Genomic DNA, 20,850 nt, shown 5'->3' with positions numbered 1-20,850 from the left:
CCTCGTGGTGGCCGGTCATTTGCGCCGGCGCAGGTTCAGCGCGCGCAGGACAGCCGCAAGGCGGCGCTGCACGTCGGCTTCGGTGATGCTGTCGTTCATGAAGTAGCGGTGCACCTCCGCGATGATCGCGTCGCGGCTCTCCTCGTCCGCCGCCATGCGGTGCACGAGGCTGGGCGCCTGGGCGGCAGCGCCGCCGGCGAAGGTGGTCCAGGAATCGCGGGCGCAGCTGTCCATGCCGGTAGGATCGGCGTCGCGCCGCACGCTGACCGCGCCTTTCGCGGCATTGAACTGCTGCTGCACCGCTGGCGTGACCACGAGCTTCGCCAGCTTTTCCTGGGCCGCCATGCGGCTGCTGTCCGTGCCCAGCATGGCCAGCGTGTCCACGCTGTACAGGTGCAGCTTGGCGGTGCCCGGCATCGGGGCGCAGGAGAATTCGTCGTCCGTGGCGAAGCCCCATTCGTTCAGTTCCGCCTTGGCCCAGTCGCCCATCACCAGCATGGCCGCCTCGCGGCGCGAGAAGCGGCGCACGGCATCGGGCCAGGACAGTTCTTCGAGCGGCGCCATCCAGCCCTTCATGCCGCGCAGGCGGAAAAGGGCTTCGCGCAGGCGCTTGTCCGATGCTGCCTGGGGGCTCAGGCGGACGAACAGGTCCCGGTAGTATTCGGGGCCGCTCTCGGCCAGTACAAGATTTTCAAAGAGCGTGGCCACCTGCCATGGCTCGCTGCTCTGCATCAGCGGCGCAACGCCTGCTGCGCGCAGCTTGCGGGAGACCTGTTCGAATTCGGCCCAGTTCGAGGGCGGTGAAAGCTGCAGGCGGGTGAACAGCTTGCGGTTGTAGAACAGGGTGTTGATGCGGTGGATGCCGAGCGGCGCCGCCACCACATGGCCGTGATGCTGCACCAGGGAGTACACAGTGGGGAAGAGCACGCGGTTCCAGTTGCCTGCGGCGGCCACGCTGTCGAAGCCGCGCAGCAGGCCCAGTTCCGCCCATTCGCCGACCGAAACCCCGATGATCTGGGTGGCGCCGGGAGAATCACCCGCGAGGACGCGGCTCTTGAGTACCTTGCCTGCGCCGAGGCCCGCTCCGCCTGGCACGGCGTTGTCCTTCCATTCGATGCCTTCCTCGCCCAGGCGGGTGGCAAGGATTTTCGCGGCGCGCCTTTCCCCGGCGGACGTCCACCAGTGCAGCACCTGCAGCGAGGCGTCGTGGGATTCGGTGGAAGGGAGGGCGGGAAGAGGGGCCGCGCACGCCAGGCCAAGCAGGGCCGCCCGCAGCAGTCTGCCGCGCATGGCCAAGGAGCTCACCTGACGAATCGACGCACCCACGCAATTCCCCCTAAAAATGAGGGGCAATTATATCGAACCCCCCGGAGCTATCCGATTTCGGCAAAATCCTATCTTGAAATCGATATTATTCAAAAGACCATGACGGGCCGATACTAGCCTCTTCTTCCTGCCCACACAGATGAATATGCGAACTGTATCCCTGCTTGCCCTCACCGGCGCCGCCGTTGCGGCAGTCCTTCCCGCGCATGCCGCCGAACAGGCCGTACGCGAACGCGCCTCCTTCAATGCCGACTGGCGCTTCCTGAAGGGTGAGCCCGCCGAAGGCGCGGCATCTCCGTCGCTGGATGACAAGGCTTGGCGCAAACTGAACCTGCCTCACGATTTCGGCATCGAAGGGCCGTTCAGGCAGGAATACGATGGCGAGACCGGCAAGCTGCCCTGGTGGGGCGTGGCGTGGTATCGCAAGCATTTCACATCGCCCGCCAGCGACGCGGGCAAGCGCGTCTATCTGGATATCGACGGCGCCATGTCGCACGCAACGGTTTGGCTGAACGGAAAACAGGTCGGGGGCTGGCCTTATGGCTACGCATCCTTCCGCGTAGACCTGACGCCGCATTTGAAGCCGGGGGCGGAGAACGTGGTGGCGATCCGTGTCGACAATCCACAGGAATCGTCGCGCTGGTATCCCGGCGGCGGCGTCTACCGCAATGTGTGGCTGGTGAAGACGTCACCCCTGCACGTGGCGCACAACGGCACCTACGTCACCACGCCTATCATCAAGAAGGAGTCGGCCACGGTCAATGTCCAGGTCACGCTGGACAACAATGGCGGCGACACCGCAGCCCAGGTCTCCACCGCGATTTATGCGCTGGATGCCGCGGGGCGGCAGACCGGACCGGTGCTGGCGCAGAGCGAAGTGTCGCCGCTGACCAAGGTCAAGGCGGGCCGCCAGAGCCTTCTGGCGCAGTCGCTTGAGGTTACGCAGCCGAAGCTGTGGAGCCTGCGCGACCCGCAGCGCTATGTCGCCGTCACCACCGTGACCGGCGAAGGCAAGGTGGTGGACGAGGTGGAAACACCCTTCGGCATCCGTACCGCGGTATTCGAGGCGGCGCGCGGCTTTGTTCTCAACGGCGAGCATGTGCCGATCCAGGGCGTGTGCCTGCACCACGACCTTGGCGCGCTTGGTACGGCATTGAACGTCCGGGCGCTGGAACGCCAGTTCGAGATCCTGCGCGACATGGGCGTGAACGCCATCCGCACCACGCACAATCCTCCTGCACCCGAGATGCTGGAGCTGGCGGACCGCATGGGCTTCCTGATCGTCGAAGAAGCTTTCGACGCGTGGCGCGTCAGCAAGGTGCCAAAGGACTACGGCACGCTCTACGACGAATGGCACGAGAAGGACCTGCGCTCCATGGTAAAGCGCGACCGCAACCACCCCAGCGTGATCATGTGGAGCATCGGTAACGAGATCATGGAGCAGGGCGAGCCGGAAGGCTGGAGGGTGGCGGCCCACCTGGCCGACATCGTGCGCAGCGAAGACCGCACCCGGCCGACAACGGGCGGCTTCAACCACATCATTTCGGGCTATAACGGTTTCCAGACCGCCGTGGATGTAGTGGGCTTCAACTACAAGCCGCTGGAGTACGCCAAATTCCATCGCAGCTCGCCGCACATCCCGGTGTATGGCAGCGAGACCGCATCCACCGTGAGCTCGCGGGGCGAATACTTCTTCCCCGTCAGCGACGACAAGAAGGAAGGCGCCGTCAACTTCCAGGTCAGCAGCTACGATCTGACCGCGCCGCCCTGGGCCTGGTCGCCGGACGTGGAGTTCAGGGGGCTGGACGCCAGCCCCTACGCCGCGGGCGAATTCGTCTGGACGGGTTTCGATTACCTTGGCGAACCCACCCCTTACAACAGCGACTCGACCAATGCACTGAACTTCACCGATCCCGCGGCGCGCGAGCGTGCCGCGAAGGAGCTGGCGGCGATGAAGAAAGTGCAGATGCCCTCGCGCAGTTCCTACTTCGGCATCGTGGACCTGGCCGGCTTCAGGAAGGACCGCTTCTACCTCTATCAGGCGCGCTGGCGTCCGGAGCTGCCGATGGCGCACTTGCTGCCGCACTGGAACTGGCCGGAGCGCGTGGGCCAGGTCACGCCTGTGCACCTGTACACATCGGGCGACGAGGCGGAACTCTTCGTCAACGGCCAGTCGCAGGGCCGCAAGAAGCGCGGGCCGAACGACTACCGGCTGCGCTGGGATGACGTGAAGTACCAGCCCGGCACGGTGCGCGCCGTCGTCTACAAACAGGGCAAGCCCTGGGCCGAAGATACGGTGCAGACGACCGGAGCACCTGCCAGGCTGTCGCTGACTGCCGACCGCAAGGCACTTGCGGCGGACGGCAAGGATCTGTCCTTCGTGACGGTGGCCGTCACCGACAGGCAGGGCCGGATGGTGCCGCGTTCCAGCAACAAGGTTCGCTTCAGCGTGACCGGTCCGGCGGAACTGGTGGCGACAGATAATGGCGATGCCACCAGCCATGTGTCTTTCCAGTCGCTGGAGCGCGCTGTCTACAACGGACTGGCGCTGGCGATCGTGCGGACCAGGCCTGGCCAGGGCGGGGCGATCACGGTGACCGCCACGAGCGAAGGGCTGGGAAGCGCCAAGGTAAGCCTGAGCAGCAAGCCTTAGGCTTACCGCTCCTGAAGCGTCTTCAGCACCTCGGCGGCATTCGTGTTGCCCGGGTCGAGCTCCAGGGCGCGCGCGTAGGCAATACGCGCCCGGGCCTTGTCCCCGGTGGCCAGATATAGCTCGCCCATCGAGTCGTGGAGATTGCCGTCCTGAGGATAGAGCTCGGCGGCGCGCTTGAGGATGGCAATGCCGGTTGAAGGCTGGCCTGCTTCCACGTACTGGTAGGCGAGCCGGTTCAGCGTGTTGCCGTCCGACGGTTTTTCGCTGCGCGCAAGCAGTGCATCGAAGCGGGCCAGGGCGGCGCCGGCTCCCAGGCGGCGGATCTCCTCTGCCAGCATGTCGTGAAGCGCGGGCTTTGGATCGGGAACCTTCCTGCCATACAGCGCATCGGTGAAGTCGCTGCGCATGCGGTAGATTTCGGGGCCCTTGTTGCCGTTGCCCTCATTGAGGAAAATGATCACGAGCTTTCCATCCTCCGGATAGCGCGTGATGAGCGTGCGGAAGCCGTTGCCATTGCCGCCATGTTCGTGAACGAGGCGCGGCTTGCCCGCAATGACGCGCGTGCCGGCCAGCCATCCGTAGCCGTAGCCAAGGTCGCCCCAGACATCGTCCTTGACGTAGGGCGTGAACATCAGGCGCTTCGATTCCGGCTTGAGCAGGCCATCGCCAGCCAGGGCGCGATCGAGCTTGAAGAAGTCCCCCGTGGTGCTGGCCACGCCGCCGCCGGCGCCGATATTGGGAATCCACAGGGGCGCGGCAGGCTGGTAGCTTCCCAGAACGCGCACATAGCCCGAGGCCTTGCGCGGAATGATGCGCTCCGGCGCATCATAGGCGGTCTGGCGCATTCCCGATGGCCGCAGGATCATTTCATCCAGCGCCTCCCCGTAGCTCCTGCCGGTCTGCTTTTCGATCACCCAGCCGAGCAGGGTGTAGTTCGAGCTGCTGTAGTGGCCCTTTGAACCCGGCTCGAATTCGAGGGGCCGGTTCATGATGGCCAGGAAGTCCTCCCTTGGCACTTTCTCGCCGAGCCGCCGTGCCCAGAAGCCGGGAAAATTGGCGTAGTCCACAATGCCCGAGGTGTGGTTCAGCAGCTGATGCAGGGTGACCTTCTCTCCGATTTCCGGGCGCAGATCGGGAACGTAGCGGCCTATCCTGTCGTCCAGGCGCAACTTGCCGCGCTCCGCGAGCTGCAGGATCAGCGTGGCGGTGAACTGCTTCGTAAGCGAGGCGACACGGAAAACGGTATCGGTGGTATTGCGCACCTCCCATTCGCGGTTGGCGAGGCCGAAGGCGCGGTGGTAGACCACCTTGCCCTGGTCGGCGACCAGCACGCTGCCATCCAGCTGGCCGAGGGCGTGGTAGCGGGTGGCGAGGCGGTCCAGCTCAGAGGCCGGGGTGGCCCACGCAGGGACCGTGACGGCCAGCGCAAAGGCGATCCAGAGTTGTCTCATTTTGTGCTCTCGTGGTGGAAGTGGCTCTACTGTATGGCAGCGGGGCGGCCAGGCCAAGCTGCGCCAGGAATTGGTATTGAAAATTGCATACCAAAAGTTATGGCCTGGCTGCGAAAATTCATTGGGCGCACTCCGCGCCCGCGCGTACTCTTGGCCGGCCACCTTGTAAAAAGAGCATGCGCCACGACGACATGCCCCCCATAACCCTTAAAAAATATACGAGGAATATGAAGAGACTACTATGTGCGGTCGCGGCCCTGTGCGTGTTCGCCGCAGGCCAGCCCCAAGCCCAGACGACGGCCCCGAAGCGCGAGATGCGCGGCGTATGGATCAGTACACACATTGGCCTGGACTGGCCGGTGCGGACCCAGACTCCCGCCCAGCAGCGCGCTGCCCTGACCGCCATCCTTGACCACAACAAGGCAACCGGCATGAACGCCGCCTACTTCCAGGTGCGCAGCCAGGCAGACGCCATGTTCCCCAGCACCCTTGAGCCGTGGTCCTACTACCTGACCAACAGCTCCGGCACGGCGCCGTCGCCAGCCTGGGACCCGCTGCAGTTCGCCCTTGAGGAAACGCGCAAGCGCGGCCTGGAATTCCATGCCTGGATCAACCCTTACCGCGCCGTGGCCACGCTCTCGAACGCGGGTAACACCGCCATGTACGGCCCCACCCACGTATCGCGCACCCATCCTGAATGGCTGCTGACGATCGGCACGGTGCAGATCCTGAACCCCGGCCTGCCAGCAGTGCGCGATCACGTGCACGCCGTGGTGATGGATATCGTTCAGCGCTACGACGTGGACGGGATCCACTTCGACGACTATTTCTACCCGAACGGCACCCCGGCCACCATCGACGATGCGGCCTACAATGCCGATCCGCGCGGCTTCCCGAACACCGCGGCAGGCCGTGCGGACTGGCGCCGCGACAACATCAACCTGCTGATCTCCCGCGTTGGTGAAAGCATTGCCGCCGCCAAGCCCTGGGTGAAGTTCGGCATTTCGCCGTCCGGCATCTACCGCAGCAGCACCGATCCGGCGGTCGGTTCGCCGACGTCCGCAGGCGCCCTGCAGCACTACAGCGCCATGTTCGCGGACTCGCGCAAGTGGCTGCAGATGGGCTGGATCGACTACCTGGCCCCGCAGGTCTACTGGTACATCGGCCAGACCGGCTCGGACTACCAGCTGCTCGTGCCATGGTGGAACGAGAACGCTTTCGGTCGCCACATGTACATTGGCCTGGCCGACTACAAGATGAACACCGCTGGCTGGACCAGCCCTGCGCAGATCGCCAACCAGATCGCCATGAACCGCGGCAGCAGCCATATCGCGGGCCAGATCCACTTCCGCCACGCCTTCCTGCAGGCGAACGCGCTGGGCTACCGCACGGATCTGAAGGACAACATCTATAACAAGCCTGCGCTGCTGCCTGCCATGCCCTGGAAGGACAGCACCGTGCCTTCGGCGGCAAATGAGCTGAGCTCCGTTCTGAATGGCGACGGCTCCCTGACCCTGTCCTGGAGCCGCGCGGAAGGCGCGGACGAATTCGATAAGGCGCGCCGCTACGCCATCTACCGTTCGGAGCAGCCGAATATCGACCTGGAAGACCGCAACAACCTGCTGGCGCTGACCAGCGGCGGCGAGACCACCTACACCGACAGCGCCATCCCGGCCGGGAAGTACTACTACTACGCCGTGACCGCCCTGAACCGCCTGCACCACGAAAGCGCGGCCTCCAACACGGCGAGCAACGACAAGGAAGCGCCGGTGGTCCGCACCCGGGCGATCGAGCGTACGCTGGTCGGCGGCAATGTGAGCATCGCTGCCGACGAAGTGGATAACGGCAGCACCGACAACTGGGGCATCGAATCGCGTGTGCTGAGCAAGAACAGCTTCAGCTGCAGCAATATCGGCGACAACCAGGTGGAACTGAGCGTAACCGACAAGGCAGGCAATGTCGGCACCGCGCCAGCCATCGTCAAGGTGCTGGGCGCGATTCCGCAGCCGCAGATTGCCGTGAGCCGCACTGACAGCACCGCCACCGGCGCACCGGCCAATACCATCGTTCTCGGCTACGGAGCGCAGAGCCTGACCCTGACGGCGTCCGATGGCGCCAGCGGCTCGGTGAGCGCCTACGCCTGGTCGCCTGCGGAAGGCCTGAGCACCGCCACCGGCGCCGTCACCCAGTTCACGCCAGCGGCGGCAGGCACCTACAGCTTCACGGTCCAGGCCACGAACCAGAATGCCTGCAGCGCCGCCGGTTCCGTGACGATTCCCGTGATCGACGCGCGCTGCGGCGGCGACAAGGTCAAGGTTTGCAAGAAGTCCGGCGGAACGTCGCACGAAATCTGCGTGGCGCCGAGCGCCGTGCCAGCCCACCTGAAGAAGGACGGAGGAGTGCTGGGCAGCTGCGGCGCCTGAGGCGCGAAACGCCCGCCTTCCGGCTTGCCGGAAGGCGGTGTCGATTGACTAATGTTGTGGAACGCATTATCCTTGCGGTCCACAAAAATGCTGGGCCGCGCCAAGAGCGCGGCCTTTTTGCTATTTCAGGCAGACCAGCAGACAAATGAGAACGGAGACAGGGTTGTATTTCGCACGATTTTTTCAAACCTAGGAAAACTGATGATGAAACTGTCCCGGATGCACAAGCGTCTACTCGCTCTCAGCGCCATGCTGCCCATGACCGCCATGGCCCAGGAAGCCGGCCAAACGGCTCCTGCCGCCAGCGGCCAGCTGGAAACGGTCACCGTGACCGCCCAGCGCCGTACTGAAAACATCAAGGAAGTACCGGTCTCCGTGTCCATGCTGGCGCACGAAAAGCTGGACGTGATCCTCTCCAGCGGGCAGGATATCCGCGTGCTGGCAGGTAAAGTACCGAGCCTGAACGTGGAATCTTCCACCGGCCGCGTTTTCCCCCGCTTCTATGTCCGCGGCTACGGCAATGCGGACTTCAGCACCTTCGCTTCCCAGCCCGTTTCCCTGATCTATGACGACGTGGTGCAGGAGAACCCGATCCTGAAGGGTTACCCGATGTTCGACCTGGCCGGCGTGGAAGTGCTGCGCGGCCCGCAGGGCACCCTGTTCGGGCGCAACACCCCGGCCGGCGTGGTGAAGTTCGAATCCGCAAAACCGAGCCTGAAAGGCATCGAAGGCTTCTACAACCTGTCCTACGCGACGCATGGCACCGCGAACGTGGAAGCTGCCGCCAATATTCCGCTGTCGAACGTCTGGGCCATGCGTGTTTCGACCCTGCGCCAGCACCGCGACGACTACGTGAGCAACGCCTTCCTGAACCAGCCGGATTCGATGGAAGGCTACAACGAGCACGCCGAGCGCGTGCAGTTCCTGTTCCAGCCGAGCAGCACCTTCAATGCGCTGTTCAATATCCACCAGCGCAGCGGCGTTGGCAGCTCGCGCCTGTTCCGTGCCAATATCATCAAGAAGGGCACGAACGACCTGGTGGACGGCTTCGACGCCGAGAAGATCTTCACCAACGGCCAGAACTACCAGAACCTGAACACCAAGGGCGGCAGCATCCGCCTGAGCTGGGACCTGGGTTCCGTGAAGCTGTACTCGATCAGCGGCTATGAGACTGTATCCGACTACAACAGCCGCGGCGACATCGACGGCGGCAATCCGGTCAACGGCCCGGGCGTGGTGCCATTCCAGGTGGAGACCGCAGGCTTCATTCCCGAGCTGCAGCAGTACTCGCAGGAGTTCCGCGTCGAATCGAAGAAGGCGGGTCCCCTGAGCTGGCAGGCAGGCGTCTACTACTTCAACGAAGACGCGCGCGGCGGCAGCGACGGCTACAACACCGCCGGCGCCCGCACCACCCACGTGCTGAGCCAGCAGCAGAACCGCGCGTCGGCGGCCTTCGGCTCCGTGAACTATGCCGTGAACGACGCACTGACCGTGCGCGGCGGCCTGCGCTACACCAAGGACGTGAAGGACTTCCGCACGCTGGAAGCCGTGAACACCGTGCTGGTAGGCCCGCAGTCCGTGCACGCCGACAAGGACAAGTTCAATTGGGACCTGAGCGGCACCTATGTGCTGAACAAGGACGTGAACGTGTACGCGCGCGTGGCCACCGGCTTCCGCGCGCCTTCCGTTGCCGCGGCGTCGACCTCCGTGCCGATCACCGTGGCGGATGCGGAAACCATCACCTCGTACGAGGCAGGCATCAAGGCCGACCTGCTGAACCGCCGCGCGCGCGCCTCCCTGAGCGTGTACGACTTCGACGTGAAGAACCAGCAGCTGACCGTTGTGGGCGGCAATTCGAACGTGACGAAGCTGATCAACGCTGCCAAGACCAAGGGCCGCGGCATCGAAGCGGAACTGGAAGGCTTCGTAACCCCCGACTTCAAGGTCTCGACCAGCGCCTCGTACAACTTCACCGAGATCAAGGATCCGTCCCTGTCGGTGAACAAGTGCGCCCAGTGCACCGTGACCGATCCGCTGAACGCGTCGGGCCGCGTGATCATCAATGGCAACCCGCTGCCGCAGGCGCCGAAGTGGATCATCAACGCCAGCGCGCGCTACAACTACCCTCTGGCGGACGGCAATCTCTTCGTGCTGACCGACTGGTCCTACCGCAGCAAGGTGAACTTCTTCCTGTATGAGGCGGTGGAGTTCAGCGGCAAGGCCATGACCGAAGGCGGCTTGCGCGTCGGCTACAACTGGGCAGGCGGCAAGTACGAGATCGCCGCGTTCGGCCGCAATATCACCGGCACGCAGCGCATCACCGGCGCCATCGACTTCAACAACCTGACCGGCTTTATCAACGAGCCACGCCAGTGGGGTGTGCAGTTCAAGGGCACGTTCTAAGGACTGGACAGCCTGAAATCGGCCGTATATAATGCGGCCTCTTTTCCCTGATAGCTCAGTCGGTAGAGCGACGGACTGTTAATCCGCAGGTCCCTGGTTCGAGTCCAGGTCGGGGAGCCAGAATTCAAGCCATGCAGAATCAAGGGCTTACATGCTTCGGCGTGTAAGCCCTTTTTTCGTTCTGGAGCCTATGCGGGGACTGGCTGCGAAAAAGGCTTACTTTTCTCGCACATAGTCGTGATAGTCGATAATCTGCCTGAATTTTACGACTACGCGAATCCGCGAACCAACACCACAGCTGCCGCAATGAGAATAATCAGTAACGGTGCCTCCCTGTTGCGTCCACACTTGTTCGGCAGACGTACGAGAGCCAACCTTGGCCATGACGACGTCACCTGGGATATTGCGTTCATGGTCCGGGTAGTCCTTGATTTCGCCTGTAGCTATAACTTCATTCCTGTAGTCGTCACGCCAAATCTGGCCCTTCGCACCGGCAGCAGCGTTGGCCGGCAAGCGTGACGGGCTCTGTACGGCAGGACCACCTGCCGCAGAGGCGACGCTCGGACCTGGTTTGTCATCCGCCCGATTGGAAAGCGCCGATAAGCTGTTGCGTGCAATACCTCCGGCAGTGGAGTCGCTAGCCAGGATCTTCGCCCCAGCCACCACGCCTGCCACTGCACCTGCTGCACCCAGGATCTGCTGATTGCGCGCTACCGTAGCTTTATACGTTTCGTGATGTGCCACCAGGTTGGCGTTATTTTGGCCGACAGCTTCTCTCACTTTCTCCTGAATATCAGCAATTGTGTATCTGCGTATGTGAGTGACTGCACCCTTATCGATCATTTTTTGTGCGACTGCGTAGAGAACAGGCAAGTCAGACGGTCGATATTGCGGGTTGGCCCTGTAGGGCGAGTCGGGCGAAGCGCGATTGATGATTTCGGCGATCAGGTAATCCATTGCCGTATTAGGACTCCTTTCGTCGCAAGGCTTGTTGACATCTACTCCCCGTGCCAGCAAATAGTCGATGGCGGGCGCCGCTCGAGCGGCATTGCTGGACAAGGCACAGAGTGGTGTCACTGCCATCCTGGAGTCGACATTGCTGGATGGAAGACGCGCATTCAGGTCCTGGAGCTGGCCACGCAGAATCATCTCCGACAGCGGCTGTGGATTGCCAAACATGGCCTGTTCTGCAGGAGGACTGGCGCAGCCAGAAAGCGCGGCGGAAAGGGCCAGTGCGTAGATGCAGGGTCTCGGGTTCACGTTCATGCGGTTTCCAGTCTTTTAGCGGGTCAGGGTACTTTTTTAACCTAAAGTGATCTGGAAGGCAACTAAATTGCGTCCCGGTGACGCTGCAGGCTTAGCCCCTGCCGCACTTGGCCTCGGCGGCCGGTTTGCCCATGCCGGCCGGCGCGAGAAGGAGTTTCATGAGCTTTGCCTCTGGCGTAGATCGTCCAGAACGGGAACGCCAGCCAGAAGCAGGAGCAGCGCGGCCAGCGGCACCGTGGCAAGAAAGCCGAGGTAGGCGAAACCGGCGGCGCCCGCAGCGCCGCCCAGCAGGAACATCCCGAGCAGCGATGCGAGCACACGCAGGCGTGCGTGGTCCGCGCGCACGGGGGACTGGCGGGACAGGGCTCCGTTCCAGTAGGCGAGCTTGCCCAACTCAATGCCGATGTCCGTCACGATACCGGTGATGTGTGTGGTGCGGATCTCGGCGCGGGAGACCTTGGTGATCATGGCGTTCTGCAGGCCCATGACATAGCACAGCAGGCCCACGGTGGCGGGAAGGAGAAAGAGCCGCTCCTGCCCGAGCCGTGCGCCCACCAGGCCGAAAGCCAGGAGCAGCGCCGCCTCCAGGACCAGCGGCGTCGCATACTCGCTGTGCGCCTGGCGCCGGCGGCCCCAGTTGATCAGGATGGCCGAGGTGGCAGCCCCGAACAGGAAGAGCAGCACGGATCCCGCAGCCGTCGCCGCCAGGCCGGGATTGCCCAGGAGGAGCTGGTCCGGCACCGAAGACAGGATCCCCGTCATGTGCGAGGTGTACTGGCCAACCGCAAGGAAGCCGCCCGCGTTCACGGCGCCGGCCACGAAGGCCAGCACGCGGCCAAGCCGGATATTGGAGGCCTCGGTGCGCTGGGCGGCGGTAAAGGTGCGTAGATACTGGACTGGCATGGCTGGGCATTCAGGCGGAATCTGGTTCCTATGATAGACCAGATTGGTGTCGGCCCAGCCGGGCAGCCTGCTCAGGCACGGGTGCCAGCGCTACCCCCACTCAGTTCACGCAACAAGGCCTGATTGAAGGCGGGGATATCGTCGGGCTTTCTGCTGGTGACGAGCTTTCCGTCCACTACTACCTGCTCGTCGGTCCATTCGGCGCCGGCATTGCGCAGGTCCAGCTCCAGCGTCGGCCAGCTGGTCAGGCGCTTGCCCTTGGCAAGGTCCGCATCGATGAGCGTCCACGGACCGTGGCAGATGGCGGCGATCGGCTTGTTCTCGCGGGCGAATTCCTTGATGAAGGTGATGGACTCGGTGCTCAGCCGAAGCTGGTCGGGATTGGCCACGCCACCCGGCAGCACCAGTGCATCGAATTCCATAGGGCGGGCGTCGCGCACGTCCATCTCCACCTCGAACTTCTGCGCCGGTTCAAGGTGATTGAATCCCTGGATCTGCTCACCCTGGCCTTTGGGCGATACGAGCGTGACCTTGGCGCCGTGCTGCTCCAGGAAGCTGCGCGGTTCCGTGTACTCTACCTGTTCCACGCCGTCGGTCATCAGCACGGCGACGCGCTTACCTTTCAGTTCTTGTGCCATGTTGTTTCTCCTGTTGAAAGTGCATGGTGAAAGCGTGCCACAATGGCAGGGGCCGCGCTGTGCGCCCGCGAACATTGGAGAACCTGAATGCCTCTGCTGAGCCTTGGCCCCGATACTGAGCTTTACTTCGACAGGATCGAAGGGGCGGACTCCCGGCCGGTGCTGGTGTTCCTGCATGAGGGCCTGGGCTGCACGGCCATGTGGAAAGACTTTCCCGCGAGGCTGTGCGCCGCTACCGGCTGCGAGGGCCTCGTGTACGACCGGCTTGGATATGGGCTCTCGTCGCCGCTGCGGCGCCGGCGCAGCATCCACTACCTGCACGAATTTGCGTTGACGGAGCTCCCGGCCGTGCTTGAGGCGCTGCTGTCTGGACGCGAGTATCTGCTGGTGGGCCATTCCGATGGCGGCAGCATCGCGCTGATTCACGCGGCGGCGCGGCCGCAAGGGCTGCGCGCGGTCGTCACCGGGGCGGCTCATGTCTTCGTCGAAGACATTACGCTGCAAGGTATCCGCGCCGCGAAGGCGGCGTATGCGGAGGGAAAGCTGCGCGGCCTTCAGCGCTATCACGGCGACAAGACGGATGCCGTTTTCGCGGCCTGGGCCGACACCTGGCTCGATCCCGCGTTCGCGCACTGGAATATCGAATACCTGCTGCCCGCAATGGACTGTCCCGTGCTGGCGCTGCAGGGGGCGCGCGACCAGTACGGATCCGCGGCGCAGCTCGACGCCATCGCCGGGCAGGCGGCCAATGCCCGCCAGGCCGTGCTGCCGGACTGCGGCCATTCGCCGCACGCAGAGGCGGCGGAGGCCACCCTGGAAGCCATGCTGGGCTTCATTCTGCGGAACACCTGAATGCAGTGCCTATTGCGGCAGGCATGAAGCATCGTTCTGGGCGCAAGCGCAGGCACGTGTACGTTCCCCACGGGGATTGCCGCAGCGCGGCTCCTGTGCAGGCAAGGCTTTGCTCAGGGCCGCGGCGGCAGCATTGTCATGCGCGACCAGGGCGGCAAGGAGCGCCACATCGCTGTCGGGCGGCGCCGGTTCGCGGGCCGTGCGACGGGGCACAGGCTTGCGCACCAGCGGACGCTGGTTTGCAGTAGCGTGCGCCGTTGGTGGCGCAGCTTCTGCGCGGGGCACAGGGACCGCCAGCGGTTCGTTGACAATGGCAGCGGCCATCTCTTCGGCTTTGCCATCCGGGAGCGGGACCATGGCGGGGGCCGCTGCGAAGACGGCGTCGTGTCCCGCGACGGGCTTGCCGGGGCCGCGCGCCATCCAGAAAATGGCTGGGAGCGCGGCGGCCAGGAACAGCAGCACGACGCGGCTGCGGCGCAGCGCAAGGCGCCCGCGATAAGGTTGCCACCGTGCGGCGAGCCTCCTCGAAAGCGATGCGCCCTGTGCGGGGTTCGCGCCATCCAGGCTGGCAAGGATGCCCCTGCTGGGCGATTTTTCTTCTGTCGGGTTCACTCCATTCTCCCAAGCTTTGATCTGGCCGCATGCCGCTTCGGGTGAGAGGCATTACGATCAGCCGTCCGTTGTCGTCGCCCGCCAGTGTGCGGTGCGCTTCAGCGTTGCGCTTTGATGGAGCTCACCATGTTGATCTTCTCTATCGCCTTGCTCTTTCTGCTGGCCTGCATGAGCGCCTGGTGCCTTATCTTCCCTGGCGGCCGGGACGCAGTGCTTGCGCCGTTGGTCGCATTCTTGCAAAGGGTGTCGCAAGGACGCCGCCGCTTCCGGCGCCAGGTGCTTCTTGCCACGGTCATGCTGCTGATCGTGACGCTTCCCGCCGCAGGCATCTTTCTGTCCGGCGCGCGCATCCACCTGCCCGGGTTTGCCGAGGATTCAGGCGCCATGGATGGCCGTATCGCGGATTTGCTGCGGGGAGAACAGCTTGCGCCGCCCTCGCCATTGCCGCCTGAGGTATTCACGACTGCGGAAGTGGCGCTCGCCAGGCCCATGCTGGACGGCGCGAACCGGGATTGGGCATTGCTGGACCGGGAGTTCACCCAGCGCCTTCTTTGGGTATTCCGCACAATGCGCGAGCAGCACGGGTATGAGATGGTGATGCTGGAGGGGTATCGCAGTCCCGAACGCCAGAACCGGCTGGCTGGCGCTGGCACGCACGTGACCGCGGCGCGGGCGTTCCAGAGTTATCACCAGTCCGGGCTCGCCGCCGATTGCGCCTTCCTGCGCGGAGGCCAGGTCGTGATCAGCGAACGCGATGAGTGGGCAATGCGGGGATACGAACTGTATGGCCGCCTGGCGGAAGCGGCGGGCCTGACCTGGGGCGGACGTTGGGCCATGCGTGATTTCGGTCATGCCGAGCTGCGGCATCGCCGTTGAGTTCTCTCAAAGGCGGATGCGCCGCGTGGTGGCACCATCAGCCGACCCGTCAAGCGTTTCGGAGAACGAAATCTCATGTTCCGACGAATCTGGCTTTTTGCTACCGACACCCGCAGGCTGACGATCGCTGGCCTGTTCCTCATGGTTGCCGCCTTCTATCTGGGCGCCGAAATTCTCGATATCGCACTGATCTGGGCCGCTGCGCTGAGCGCTGTCCTGCTGCTCGGCTGGCTCCTTGTGTGGTGGCTGCGGCGCCGCTCGGCCCAGGCCAGCGCCGCGGCGCTCGAGAAGGCAATTGTGGAACCCGATCCGGCGCAGCTGGCCGAGGCCAACAGCCGCAAGGATGTCGAGATCGTCCGGGACGGGGTGCTCAAGGCGATTGCCACCATCAAGGGCTCGCGACTTGGTGTGGTGTCGGGACGCAGGGCGTTGTATGAGCTGCCCTGGTATATGGTCATCGGCAATCCGTCCGCCGGAAAGAGCAGCGCCATCACGCACTCCGGTCTGCAGTTCCCATTCGCCGACAGCAAAGTGGTGCAGGGCATTGGCGGCACGCGCAACTGCGACTGGTTCTTCACGTCAGAAGGCATTCTCCTCGACACAGCAGGGCGCTACGCCGTGCAGGACGAGCACCGGGCTGAATGGCATGGTTTCCTCGACCTGCTGAAGAAGCACCGTTCGCGTGCGCCCGTCAATGGGCTCATCATCGCCGTCAGCATCGCGGAGCTGAGAAGCGGCGACCCGGATGGCGCGATTCGCCTCGCCCGCAGCCTGCGCAAGCGCGTGCAGGACCTGATCGAGCATCTCGAGGTGTTCGCGCCCGTGTATGTCATGTTTACGAAGGTGGACCTGGTGGCGGGGTTCGGCGATTTCTTCGCGCAGTCGGAGCGCAGCGAGCGTGAAAGGGTATGGGGCGCAACCATGCCTTACCAGCGCAAGGCGGGCAGCAAGGAAGTGCTGGCCTTCTTCGACCAGGCTTTCGACGAACTGCACGAAGGCCTGAAGGAGACATCAATCGCCAACATGACGCAGCAGGGGAGGGAACGGATGCCAGCGGGCGTGTTCACCTTCCCGATGGAGTTCGCTGCGCTGAAGGTTCCGCTGCGCGCCTTCCTCGCCACGCTGTTCGAGGACAACCCCTTCCAGTTCAAGCCGGTGTTCCGTGGCTTCTACTTTACCAGCGCACTGCAGGAAGGACATGCGGAATGCGTGCAGTCGCGCCGCGTAGCGGACCGCTTCCAGCTCCGCATGCAGGAAGCCCAGGACAAGGCTCCCGGAGAAACGGGCTATTTCCTGTTGTCCCTCTTCCGCAAGGTGATCTTCGCCGACCGCGACCTCGTGAGGCAGTATGCCAGCCCATACCGCATCCGCCTCCAGTATGCGGCGCTGTTCTGCGGGGTGCTGCTGCTCGGGAGCGCGCTTGCGGGGTGGACCTGGTCCTATCTGGGCAATCGCCAGCTCCTGTCGAACGTCCAGGCAGACCTGGACAAGGCCGTGCGCCTTCAGAAGGGCCGCATCGACCTTCAGTCCCGCCTGGAGGCTCTCGTTCTTCTGCAGGACAGGGCGGAGCAGCTGCACGGCTATCGTGATGGAAAACCGTGGCAGCTGGGGTTCGGGCTCTATCAGGGCGCTGCATTGGAACGAATGCTGGACAGGGAGTATTTCGCAGGCATGCGCGAAGTCATGCTCAAACCTGTGGCGGCGGCGCTGGAGGCGAAACTTCACGAAGCCGCCGGTGACGGCAGCGAGCCGCTGACGCCAGGCCGCGCCGAGGAAACCTACAACGCTCTCAAAGCCTATCTGATGCTTGCGGACACGGGACATGCGGAGCCCGGTCACTTGAACGACCAGCTGGCGCGCTACTGGCGCACCTGGCTGGAGGCCAATCGCGGCGCCATGCCGCGCGAGCAGATGATACGCAGCGCTGAGCGGCTCATGGCTTTCTACCTGGCGCACGTCGGGGAACCTGGCTGGCCGGTGATCGAGAACAAGCTCGCGCTGGTGGACGCGGCGCGCGAGAGGCTGCGGCAGGTGGTGCGCGGCATGCCTGCGCGTGAGCGGGTCTATGCCGAGATCCGGGCCCGCGCGAGCACACGGTATCCGGCGATGACGGTGGCGCGCATGGTCGGCGAACAGGATAAGGCGCTGGTGCTGGGCAGCCACGCGGTGCCGGGGGCTTTCACCCGCGAAGCCTGGCAGGGCTATGTGGAGGGGGCCATTCGCGATGCGGCGAACAAGGAGCTGCAAAGCGCCGACTGGGTGCTGAATGCCGCCAGCAAGGAGGACCTGACGCTGGAAGGCAGCCCCGAGCAGATCCAGAAGGGTCTGGTGGAGATGTACAAGAACGACTATACGCGGGAATGGCGGAAGTTCGTGCAGGGCGTGAGTATCGCCGGCATGGACGGTTTTCCGGGAGCGGTGGCCGCGATGAACCGGCTTGGAGACCCGCAGTTCTCGCCCATAGCCAAAGTGCTGGAGGCCGTCCATCTGCAGACTTCATGGGACAACCCCGCAGCATTGAACGCGCAGATGAAGCAGGCGCAGACGGGCTTCCTCAACTGGGTCAAGGCCAATGTGCTGCGCATGACGCCTTCGCCGGTGAACGGAAACGTCAACGTCAACATCCAGCTCGATTCCGGCAGGCTGGAAAGGCCGGTGGGGCCCATCGGACGGGAGTTCGCCGGATTGGGCAAGCTGCTGGGGACCGGCGATTCGCAGGCGACGCTGATGAAGAGCTATATGGAGGCGCTGTCGCGGCTGCGCACGCGCTTGAACCTGCTGAAGAACCAGGGTGATCCCGGTCCGGGAGCCCGGCAGCTCATGCAGCAGACCCTCGAGGGCAGCGGCTCCGAACTGGCCGATGCATTGAAGCTCGTCGACGAACAGATGCTGACAGGGATGAGCGACAGCCAGCGCCAGGCGCTGCGTCCACTGCTGGTGAGGCCCCTGATGCAGGTGTTCGCCGTGATCGTGAACCCGGCGGAGGCGGAACTGAACCGCACCTGGCAGGCCCAGGTCGTGGAGCCGTTCAAGCGCACCCTGGCCTCGAAGTATCCTTTCGACGGCAATGCGCGCATGGAAGCCAGTGCCGCTGAAATCGCCCAGATCTTCGGCCCTTCCGGCCAGGTGGCAAAGTTCGTCGACACCGCCATGGGCGCGCTGGTTGTGCGCCGTGGCGACACATTGACGCCGCGCACCTGGGCCGACATGGGGATATCGCTGCAGCCGGAGGCCGTGCAGCAGTTTGCGGGCTGGATATCCGCAACGGGCGCGAACGCCCAGGCCTCGGCACAGACCGTGTTCCAGATTCTGCCCAGCCCCGCTCCCAACACGCTGGAATACACCGTGGAGATCGACGGCCAGGTGCTGCGCTACCGGAATACGCCCGCGCAGTGGACCAGCATGACGCATCCGGGACCGCAGGGTGTTGCTGGAGCGCGCATCAGCGCCGTGGGCTTCGATGGCCGTTCGGTCGAACTGTTCAATGAGCCGGGCCAGTCTGGCCTGGGCCGCCTGATCGAGGCGGCGGCGAAGACGAAGAAGGCGAACGGCGTGCATGAACTGCGCTGGAGCGGCGGCGGAATGACCGTGGCGCTCGACCTCCGTATCATCAGCAACCCCGCCGCGAGCGCGGACTCCGGCCCGCAGGATCAGGGTTTCCGCAATATGCGTTTGCCGGACCGCATCGTCGGCAGCACACGCCCCTCAGAACTGGCCGCCGCCGGCAGCGCGGCAGGAGGATCGCCATGAACGCATGCATGCACACCAGCTATTTCGGCAAACTGCCGTCCCAGCCGGACTTCGTCAAGGCCGGCGAGCATCGCCAGCTCGCAGGTCTTCTGGACGAATGGGTCGCTGCGGCGATGGCCGACCTGAGCGCCAACCCGCGCTGGAAGCAGCACTACGACGCATTGCCGCCCTGCGATTTCGCTATTGTCGGCACGCGCAGCAGGCATGCCATTGGCGGGCATTTGGCCGCAAGCCACGACCGCTCGCAGCGGCGCTTCCCCTTCGTCGTCATGAGCCTCCTCGAGGGGAGGCCGCATGGCAGCGGCCTGGAAGCAGCGGTGCAGGCCTTCGCGGGATTCTGGCAGCAGGCGCGCAGCGGCGCGGCGGCCGCGCTGGCGGACGGGGACCCGGAGCCTGCGCTGGAACGGCTGCTGAACAGCCGTCCGGAAGCGCAGGAGAGCCGCGGCCTCGATGGAACGCTGGGCAGCCTGGAGGAGATGCTGAGCGGGAAAGGAGGCTTCAGCGTGCGCGGCGCCATGCTCGGCATCGGCCTGCTGTTGCAGCCCTTCCGCTGGAGCGGGGCGCGCCAGCTGGAACGCAGCCTCGTGCTGCCACTGCCGGATGAACGCGGCATGCAGGTTCCGGTGGCCGCCTTCTGGCTTTCCCTGATGGCGCCCTTCCTCAGCCATCTGGACCTGGAGCTGCTCGTCTTTCTGTCGGAGAGCGAAGGCCGGCCGGTGCTGGCAGTGGGCTTCTCCGGAGCCTCCCCAGCGCCGCTGCGCGCGCTGATCGACCCCCAGTTCGCGGGTGAACACCAGATTCACTTCAACGATACGCGCTGGGTCGACGACCTTATCGAGCACGATGGCGGGGTGCTGCGCCTGGCGGCCTGCCTGGAACAGGGCGACCTTTCCATCCGTTCGGCCTGCGCCATGTTCCATGAAACCTTCGCTTGAGGAGACGCGATGCGCCATTATCTTCCGCTGCTGTTGCTGGCCTGCGGCTTGTGCCAGGCGCAGGGAACGGACAAAGTCATCGCCAGCGGCGTGGTGCCCGACGAGGCAACCAAGGCCGCGCTCCTTCTTCGGCTGCGCGATCTGTACGGCGCCGAACGGGTGGTGGACCAGGTCACGATAGGCAACGTGGTGCTGCCTGCGAGCTGGAGCGCGAATGTGCAGAAACTCATCCAGCCCAATCTCAAGCTGGTCTCCAAGGGCCAGCTGACAGTGGAAGGCAATAACGTCGGCATACGCGGCGAAGTGGCGAATGAGGCGCAGCGGCAGCAGATTGCAGGCGAAATGGCCGCTGCGCTCAACCCCACCTACACCGTGCGCAACGGCCTCCGTGTCGGCGCTGCGGAGCAGCAGCTCCTGGACGCCGCGCTGGCAAAGCGCATCATCGAGTTTGAAACGGCGCAGGCAGTGCTGCGGCCCGGCGGCCAGCAGATACTGGACGAAATGGTGCTGGCACTGCGGAAGGTGAAAGGCAAGCGCGTCGAGGTGATCGGCCACACCGACGACACCGGGGCGCGCGAAAGCAACCTGGCGCTCAGCCTCGCACGCGCCGAAGCCGTGCGAAGCTACCTGATCGCGCACGGCATTGCACCCGGCATGATCAGCGTGGCGGGCCATGGCCCCGACCGCCCCGTGGCGGACAATGCCAGCAGCGAAGGCAGGGCGCGCAACCGGCGTATCGAGTTCCGCGTGGTGGATTGACCG

The 20,850-nt window shown here is 64.3% G+C and carries 14 protein-coding genes and 1 tRNA gene; 9 read left to right on the top strand and 6 right to left on the bottom strand.

Features of this window, described 5'->3' with window-relative positions:
• Nucleotides 1–15: 15 nt before the first annotated feature.
• Nucleotides 16–1,290 carry an ABC transporter substrate-binding protein gene (locus LSQ66_RS13670; RefSeq protein WP_231765752.1) on the bottom strand — a complete coding sequence of 425 codons (1,275 nt, stop codon included), beginning with the start codon at nucleotides 1,288–1,290 and terminating at the stop codon, nucleotides 16–18.
• Nucleotides 1,291–1,471: 181 nt separating this feature from the next.
• On the opposite strand from LSQ66_RS13670, the gene galB reads away from it, so the two are divergent.
• The gene (galB, locus tag LSQ66_RS13665) at nucleotides 1,472–3,979 is read left to right on the top strand and encodes a beta-galactosidase GalB (protein WP_231765751.1); all 2,508 of its coding nucleotides are present in this window, start codon (nucleotides 1,472–1,474) and stop codon (nucleotides 3,977–3,979) included.
• Between the two features lie 2 nt (nucleotides 3,980–3,981).
• Here the strand turns inward: galB and LSQ66_RS13660 are convergent, their stop codons facing one another.
• A complete protein-coding gene (locus tag LSQ66_RS13660; protein ID WP_231765750.1) occupies nucleotides 3,982–5,430 on the bottom strand; it encodes a serine hydrolase domain-containing protein in 1,449 nt (482 codons plus the stop codon).
• A 227-nt stretch (nucleotides 5,431–5,657) separates the two neighbouring features.
• Here LSQ66_RS13660 and LSQ66_RS13655 point away from each other — a divergent pair, with 227 nt between their 5' ends.
• The 3 genes from LSQ66_RS13655 to LSQ66_RS13645 all read left to right on the top strand — a co-directional run bounded on the left by LSQ66_RS13655 (nucleotide 5,658) and on the right by LSQ66_RS13645 (nucleotide 10,376).
• On the top strand, nucleotides 5,658–7,853 hold the full coding sequence (locus LSQ66_RS13655) for a family 10 glycosylhydrolase (protein WP_231765749.1): 2,196 nt from the start codon (nucleotides 5,658–5,660) through the stop codon (nucleotides 7,851–7,853).
• A 201-nt stretch (nucleotides 7,854–8,054) separates the two neighbouring features.
• A complete protein-coding gene (locus LSQ66_RS13650) occupies nucleotides 8,055–10,256 on the top strand; it encodes a TonB-dependent receptor (RefSeq protein ID WP_231765748.1) in 2,202 nt (733 codons plus the stop codon).
• 44 nt (nucleotides 10,257–10,300) lie between these two features.
• Nucleotides 10,301–10,376 (top strand) — tRNA-Asn (locus LSQ66_RS13645).
• A 96-nt stretch (nucleotides 10,377–10,472) separates the two neighbouring features.
• On the opposite strand, the gene LSQ66_RS13640 is transcribed toward LSQ66_RS13645, so the two are convergent.
• The 3 genes from LSQ66_RS13640 to LSQ66_RS13630 all read right to left on the bottom strand — a co-directional run bounded on the left by LSQ66_RS13640 (nucleotide 10,473) and on the right by LSQ66_RS13630 (nucleotide 13,063).
• On the bottom strand, nucleotides 10,473–11,522 hold the full coding sequence (locus LSQ66_RS13640; RefSeq protein ID WP_231765747.1) for a hypothetical protein: 1,050 nt from the start codon (nucleotides 11,520–11,522) through the stop codon (nucleotides 10,473–10,475).
• 156 nt (nucleotides 11,523–11,678) lie between these two features.
• Nucleotides 11,679–12,425 carry a YoaK family protein gene (locus LSQ66_RS13635; protein ID WP_231765746.1) on the bottom strand — a complete coding sequence of 249 codons (747 nt, stop codon included), beginning with the start codon at nucleotides 12,423–12,425 and terminating at the stop codon, nucleotides 11,679–11,681.
• Nucleotides 12,426–12,496: 71 nt separating this feature from the next.
• Nucleotides 12,497–13,063: a type 1 glutamine amidotransferase domain-containing protein gene (locus LSQ66_RS13630; protein ID WP_231765745.1), complete on the bottom strand. Its 567-nt coding sequence runs from the start codon at nucleotides 13,061–13,063 to the stop codon at nucleotides 12,497–12,499.
• An 87-nt stretch (nucleotides 13,064–13,150) separates the two neighbouring features.
• Here LSQ66_RS13630 and LSQ66_RS13625 point away from each other — a divergent pair, with 87 nt between their 5' ends.
• Nucleotides 13,151–13,915 carry an alpha/beta fold hydrolase gene (locus tag LSQ66_RS13625; protein ID WP_231765744.1) on the top strand — a complete coding sequence of 255 codons (765 nt, stop codon included), beginning with the start codon at nucleotides 13,151–13,153 and terminating at the stop codon, nucleotides 13,913–13,915.
• 9 nt (nucleotides 13,916–13,924) lie between these two features.
• On the opposite strand, the gene LSQ66_RS13620 is transcribed toward LSQ66_RS13625, so the two are convergent.
• Entirely contained in the window at nucleotides 13,925–14,527 is a 603-nt protein-coding gene (locus LSQ66_RS13620) for a hypothetical protein (protein WP_231765743.1), read from the bottom strand.
• A 126-nt stretch (nucleotides 14,528–14,653) separates the two neighbouring features.
• Here LSQ66_RS13620 and LSQ66_RS13615 point away from each other — a divergent pair, with 126 nt between their 5' ends.
• The 4 genes from LSQ66_RS13615 (at nucleotide 14,654) to LSQ66_RS13600 (ending at nucleotide 20,847) form a co-directional block, all read left to right on the top strand.
• Nucleotides 14,654–15,403, top strand: coding sequence for a M15 family metallopeptidase (locus tag LSQ66_RS13615; protein WP_231765742.1), 750 nt, complete (start codon nucleotides 14,654–14,656; stop codon nucleotides 15,401–15,403).
• A gap of 75 nt (nucleotides 15,404–15,478) precedes the next feature.
• Nucleotides 15,479–19,153 carry a type VI secretion system membrane subunit TssM gene (gene tssM, locus LSQ66_RS13610; protein WP_231765741.1) on the top strand — a complete coding sequence of 1,225 codons (3,675 nt, stop codon included), beginning with the start codon at nucleotides 15,479–15,481 and terminating at the stop codon, nucleotides 19,151–19,153.
• Nucleotides 19,150–20,088 (top strand): type VI secretion system-associated protein TagF, encoded by a 939-nt coding sequence (gene tagF, locus LSQ66_RS13605; protein WP_231765740.1) that lies wholly within the window; start codon nucleotides 19,150–19,152, stop codon nucleotides 20,086–20,088. The genes tssM and tagF overlap by 4 nt, the downstream gene beginning before the upstream one ends.
• Nucleotides 20,089–20,097: 9 nt before the next feature.
• Nucleotides 20,098–20,847, top strand: coding sequence for an OmpA family protein (locus LSQ66_RS13600; RefSeq protein ID WP_231765739.1), 750 nt, complete (start codon nucleotides 20,098–20,100; stop codon nucleotides 20,845–20,847).
• Nucleotides 20,848–20,850: the final 3 nt, after the last annotated feature.

It is taken from the genome of Massilia endophytica (assembly GCF_021165955.1).
Taxonomy (GTDB): Bacteria; Pseudomonadota; Gammaproteobacteria; order Burkholderiales; family Burkholderiaceae_D; genus Rugamonas; species Rugamonas endophytica.
This window is presented reverse-complemented; position numbering and strand designations above follow the sequence as displayed.